This is a genomic window from Corynebacterium lipophiloflavum DSM 44291 (assembly GCF_000159635.1).
GTDB lineage: Bacteria > Actinomycetota > Actinomycetes > Mycobacteriales > Mycobacteriaceae > Corynebacterium > Corynebacterium lipophiloflavum.
Genome location: NZ_GG667193.1, coordinates 44,656 through 50,335, shown reverse-complemented (window position 1 = coordinate 50,335; position 5,680 = coordinate 44,656). Strand labels below are relative to the sequence as shown.

At 68.1% G+C, this 5,680-nt stretch carries 4 protein-coding genes and 1 pseudogene; 3 read left to right on the top strand and 2 right to left on the bottom strand.

Going from position 1 to position 5,680, the window contains the following annotated elements; genetic code table 11:
* Positions 1 to 158: 158 nt before the first annotated feature.
* A complete protein-coding gene (locus HMPREF0298_RS06930) occupies positions 159 to 530 on the top strand; it encodes an MmcQ/YjbR family DNA-binding protein (protein ID WP_144780129.1) in 372 nt (123 codons plus the stop codon).
* Here the strand turns inward: HMPREF0298_RS06930 and HMPREF0298_RS06925 are convergent.
* Complete coding sequence (locus HMPREF0298_RS06925) at positions 527 to 1,876, bottom strand: sodium/glutamate symporter (RefSeq protein ID WP_040422863.1); 1,350 nt, start codon at positions 1,874 to 1,876, stop codon at positions 527 to 529. The two genes, HMPREF0298_RS06930 and HMPREF0298_RS06925, sit on opposite strands and share 4 nt — an antisense overlap.
* 153 nt (positions 1,877 to 2,029) lie before the next feature.
* Positions 2,030 to 3,058: an alcohol dehydrogenase AdhP gene (gene adhP, locus HMPREF0298_RS06920; protein ID WP_006840421.1), complete on the bottom strand. Its 1,029-nt coding sequence runs from the start codon at positions 3,056 to 3,058 to the stop codon at positions 2,030 to 2,032.
* A gap of 156 nt (positions 3,059 to 3,214) precedes the next feature.
* Between adhP and HMPREF0298_RS06915 the strand changes: the two genes are divergently transcribed.
* Together HMPREF0298_RS06915 and HMPREF0298_RS06910 are read left to right on the top strand one after the other, a co-directional pair.
* On the top strand, positions 3,215 to 4,387 hold the full coding sequence (locus tag HMPREF0298_RS06915) for an NAD(P)-binding domain-containing protein (RefSeq protein ID WP_006840420.1): 1,173 nt from the start codon (positions 3,215 to 3,217) through the stop codon (positions 4,385 to 4,387).
* Positions 4,388 to 4,394: 7 nt separating this feature from the next.
* Positions 4,395 to 5,462, top strand: a pseudogene (locus tag HMPREF0298_RS06910) (LLM class flavin-dependent oxidoreductase).
* The last annotated feature ends 218 nt before the right edge of the window (positions 5,463 to 5,680 follow it).

Genomic DNA, 5,680 nt, shown 5'->3' with positions numbered 1-5,680 from the left:
TTAGAGCCACGCTTTTCCGAGTAGACGACCTGCACGGCAGTCGCCCCGGAGGCGGTGCGCACAGTGCGGATGTACGGGCTCATGAAAATCAATCTAACCGCCCACCCCGAACCCCACCCCCTTAGTGCGGCAATTTCTTCCCGGAGCACGAGAATCTACTGGCCTACGCGTCAATATGTTCTGCGTCACACCATTTTGATAAAAGTCGGGTCCCCTTCGACGAACACAACGCCGAAGTCGAGGTGTGGAAGGTCCGCGGGAAGATGTTCGCCATGCTCACTCGCGGCGTGGTTACACTCAAGGCCGACCCCTTCGAGGCCGAGATGCTCAGACACACCCACGACTGGATCACTCCGGGCTGGCACATGAACAAACGCCACTGGATCTCCGTGGCCGACGGGGTCCTCAACGACGAAGGAGCCGGTGACCGGTTCCTGACGGATTTGGTCACCGACTCCTATCTGCTCGTCGTCGCCGGGCTGCCACGGGCGCAGCGGCCGGTGGATCCGGCCACATTCGGGCGGGGCTAACTTCCCACCGACGCCGCCTTCTTCTTCTGGCGGCCCGGGGTCTGTTTCAGGAAGATCGGCACGAGGATGACACCGACCGCGATGATGAGCGAGAGCCAGCCCAGGCCCGCGGTGAGGCCGGCGAGGACGGCAATCGGCGCGAGGATGGTCATGCCGATCTCGAAGGGGGCGAAACCGACGTAGGCCACGCCGTACTCGTTGAGCGTGCCGGACTTGAGCTTCGGGTCGACGATCTTGAGCAGTGCGATACCGGTGGCCACGGCCGCGGTGGCCCAGCCCCAGGAGAACACGCCGCGCTCGAGCCACTTCTCGCCGAAGAACTCGGGCGAGAGGACGAAGAAGATGAAGCAGCAGTAGACGATGCCTAGGACGAAGAGGACGAGCAGCGGCACCCAGTAGTCGGCGATGGCGGCCGGGACGATGGAGGCCACACCGACGGCGATGAGGTAGTCGGTGGCGGCACCGGACATGGAGCTGACGGTCTCCTTGTCCAGGTAGTCCTTCCGGCCGAGGGCGCCGAGCAGGGCGCGGAACAGCAGGCCGACAACGAAGGACATGGCGAACAGCGGGATGGAGACGTTGGGGAAGATGCCGGTGATGAACCCGTTGACCAGGTAGGCGGCCAGCACGGTGAGCAGCACGAACCCGAGGTGCAGGGCCAGCGGCTCAATCGCCGAGGGGTTGGTCGTGGCCTTACCGATGGACGGGCGCTGCTTGAGGTCCTCGATGTAGCCGGAACGCAGGTCCCAGGGCAGCTTGTCCGGCATGGTCGAGGTACGGCCGGTGCGGATGCCCCAGTTGGCGAAGATGAGGCCACCGAGAATGGCGGCGAGCGTGCCCACGGTGGCGGCGGTGAAGCCGAGGGAGCTGGCGGCGGTGGCGCCGGCGTCCTCCAGGGAGGAACCGACGGCCGCAGCGGTGCCGAAACCGCCGACGAAGCCGACGGGCAGCATCATGCCGAACCAGTCCTCGGTGTCGAACAGCGGCTGGAACAGGTAGACACCGAGGAGGATGAACAGGCCCCACTGACCCATGAACATGCCGGTGGAGTACGACCACATCTGCCGGGCGCCGGTGCGCACCGAGGGGGTCAGGTCCATCGAGTACGCCATGGACGCGAAGACGAAGGCGATGAGGATCGAGGTGTAGGTGCCGATCTGGTCGGAGAAGTTGATCAGGCCGAGGACCTCGGGGCCGAAGAGAAGGCCGAGGAGGCCGGCGGTGATCGAGGCCGGCATGAGCAGACGCTGGAACAGGCCCACCTTGCGCCGCAGGACGTTGCCGATGACCATGAGCAGGGAGATCCAGCCGACGTCGATAAGCAGGCTGTACGGGGTGTAATCCACGGCGCTGTTCACTTCCTTCCGGTGCGCACCGGCCACCGGTTGGGGTGTGCGCTGCGCTGATGCAGTTGTATGGGTGTCCAGATACCTTAACGCGTCCACCCCGCCATCCCCGACCCGGGCGGTCGCGGATGGCGGGGTGGAGGGTGGACGCAGTTAGTAGCGGATGGCCATGCGGCCGTCGACCTTGCCGTGGCGAAGATCCTCGAAGACGGCGTTGACGTCGTCGAGGGAGCACTCGGACACGGTTGGCTTGATCAGGCCGCGGGCGTAGAGGTCGAGCGCCTCGGCCAGGTCCTGGCGGGTGCCCACGAGGGAGCCGCGGATGGTCAGGGCCTTGAACACGATCTCGAAGATCGGGGCCGGGAAGTCCCCCGGGGGCAGTCCGTTGAACACGATGGTGCCGCCCTTGCGGGCCATGCCGATCGCCTGGCCGAACGCCTGCGGGTGGACCGCGGTGACGAGCACGCCGTGGGCGCCGCCGCCGGTGAACTCCTGGACCGCCTCGGCCGGGTCGGCGTGCTTGGCGTTGACGGTGAACTCCGCGCCGTGCTTCTTGGCCAGCTCGAGCTTCTCGTCGGCGATGTCGACGGCGATGACGCGCATGCCCATGGCCACGGCGTACTGGACGGCGATGTGACCGAGGCCGCCGACGCCGGAGATGACCACGAACTGGCCCGGCTTGGTCTCGGAGACCTTCAGGCCCTTGTAGACGGTGACGCCGGCGCAGAGGATCGGGGCGACCTCGACGGGGTCGAAGCCCTCGGGGATGCGGGCACAGTAGCGGGTGTCCACGAGCATGTAGGTGCCGAAGGAGCCGTTGACGGTGTAGCCGCCGTACTCGGCCTGGCTGCACAGGGTCTCCCAGCCGGTGCGGCAGTACACGCACTCGCCACAGGCGGACCAGAGCCACACGTTGCCGACGATGTCGCCGACCTTGACGGTGTGGTCACCGGGGCCGAGTTCTACAACCTCGCCGACGCCCTCGTGGCCGGCGACGAAGGGCGGCTCGGGCTTGACGGGCCAATCCCCCTCGGCGGCGTGGAGGTCGGTGTGGCAGATGCCGGAGGCCTGGAGCTTCACCAGGGCCTGGTTGCGGCCCGGCGTCGGCATCTCGACGTCACGGAGGTTGAGCTCGGCGCCGAAGTCCTCGACGACGGCGGCGCGGAAGGTGGTGTCAGTCATGGGTATCCAATCTTTGGGGGTCGGTCGGGGTGCCCCCCACCATACATAAATGAACCTATGCTGTCCATCACTTTTTCTATTGAGTATGGTTCCCATCACAGTGGTCAAGTCACATACCTTGTTGGCATGTCACATAACAGGCGTAGGGTGACAGGCATGAACCCCGCTGACCTGCAGCACCGCCACATCCCCGCCGTCATCATCGGCGCGGGCCAGGCCGGGCTGTCCGCCGCCCACGAACTCCTCCGCCGCGGGACCCGGCGGGACGACATGGTGGTTCTCGATGCGAACGACGGCCCCGGAGGCGCCTGGCGCCACCGCTGGGACTCCCTCACCCTCGGCCGGGCGCACGGCATCGCGGACCTGCCGGACCTGCCCATGGACCGCCCCGACCCGGACGTCCCCGCCTCCCGGCTGGTCACCGACTACTACGGCGCCTACGAGGACGAGTTCGACCTCGACGTCGCCCGCCCGGCCGCCGCCCACCGGGTCGAACCGACCACCACGGACCCCGCCTCCCCGCTGCGGATCACGCTCGCCGACGGCACCACCTTCACCGCCGACATCGTCCTCAACGCCACCGGCACCTGGGACAACCCCTACATCCCCTACGTGCCGGGCATCGACACGTTCCGGGGCCGGCAGCTGCACACGAAGAACTACGTCCGCAAGGAAGACTTCGCCGGGCTGCGCACCCTCGTCGTCGGAGGTGGGCTGTCCGCCGTGCAGTTCCTCCTCGAACTCGCCCCGGTGACCGAGACGATCTGGGCCACGCGCCGCCCGCCGAACTTCACCCGTCGCGAGTTCGACGCCGGCTGGGGCCTGTCCGTGGAGAAGGCCGTCCGGGAACGCACCCACGCCGGGCAGGCCCCCGCCTCGGTCGTCCGCACCACCGGCATCCCCCAGTGGCCCGCCTACCTCGACGGGGTACGCGAAGGCACGCTCGTCTCCCGGGGCATATTCGACCGGATCACCCCGGACGGCGTGGTCTTCGGCGTGCCGGTGAGCACGGAGGCCGGGGGACTCGGGCTGTCGAGAAGCGAGGACCTGCAGGTCCCGGATTCCTGGGATCCGCTGCCGGCGGGGACCGCCCTCGACGTCGACGTCATCTTCTGGAACACCGGCTTCCGCGCCGCGCTGCGTCACCTTGCGCCGATGCGGCTGCGCGAGCGCGACGGCGGCATCCTCATGCAGGATGAGGTCACCCCCGCACGCGACCGGCGGGTCCTGCTCGTCGGTTACGGTTCCACCGCCTCCACCGTCGGCGCCACCCGCGCGGGCCGGTTGGCCGGTAGAGTCGCCGCGCAGCAACTGACACAACTGGTCTAGGAGAAACATGAAAGCCTTCGGATTCCTCAGCTTCGGCCACTACGCCATCGGCGGCCAGCCCGGCCCCGGCGCCGCCGAGACCCTCAGGCAGGCAATCGAACTGGGGAAGTCGGCCGACGAGATCGGCGTCAACGGAGCCTACTTCCGCGTCCACCACTTCGCCCCGCAGGGCTCCTCGCCCATGCCGCTGCTCGGCGCCATCGCCGGCTGCACGAAACACATCGAGGTGGGCACGGGCGTCATCGACATGCGCTATGAAAACCCGCTCTACCTCGCCGAAGAAGCCGCCTCACTCGACCTGCTTGCCGACGGCCGCGTCGCCCTCGGCGTCTCCCGTGGCTCACCCGAGCCCGCCCAGCGCGGCTGGGAGTCCTTCGGCTACCGCGCCGAGGCGCCCAACGGCGCCGACCTGGCCCGGGCGAAGTTCGAGACCTTCCTCAATGCCATCGACGGCTACGGTGTCGCCACCGCCGCCCCCGCCGAGGAGCAGTACCCGCGCATGTACCAGGCCGGCACCCCACTGCCGGTATTCCCGCACTCCCCGCGCCTGCGCCGCAACATCTGGTGAGGCGCCGGCTCCCACTCGACCGCCGAGCAGGCCGCCCGCGACGGCGTCAACCTCATGAGCTCCACCCTCGTCTCCGAGGCCGACGGCTCCTCCCTCGGCGACATCCAGGCCGAACAGATCAACCGCTACCGCGCCGCCTGGAAGGACGCCGGCCACGACTGGACCCCGCGCGTGTCCGTCTCCCGCTCGGTGTTCCCCATCGTCGATGACCGTTCCCGCGAGCTCTTCGGCCTCCAGGCCACCGGCCGGGATCAGATCGGCTCCCTCGGCGAGGGCACCCCGGTCACCTTCGGTCGCACCTATGCCGCCGAACCCGACCAGCTCATCGAACAGCTGCGTGCCGATGCCGCCGTCATGGCCGCCGACACCCTCATGCTCACCATCCCCAACCAGATGGGCGTGGAGACCAACCTCGCCATCCTCCGGGCCTTCGCCGACCACGTCGCCCCGGCCCTCGGCTGGATCCCGGCCGACCGGGGCCCGGTGACCGGCTACGAGATCGACTAGCTGCCAGGCTTGCGCATCCTGACAGGCGGGGTCGTCAGAGGAGCAGCTCGCCGTCGGCGACGACGACCCGGCCGCCGGCGATGACGGTGTCCCGACTTTTATCAAATTAGTGCGGAAGTCGGTCGTCCTGGATCCCTGAAGCCACCGGTCGCGTAGGCCGGTAGCCGCCGGTTGATGGTGGGATAGCTGGCGGAGGCCACGCCGAGTTCCGCGAGGGT

Excerpts from the sequence above, each read along its gene's own strand:
- HMPREF0298_RS06915 (WP_006840420.1), top strand. The coding sequence starts at position 3,215 with ATGAACCCCGCTGACCTGCAGCACCGCCACATCCCCGCCGTCATCATC.
- adhP (WP_006840421.1), bottom strand. The coding sequence starts at position 3,058 with ATGACTGACACCACCTTCCGCGCCGCCGTCGTCGAGGACTTCGGCGCC.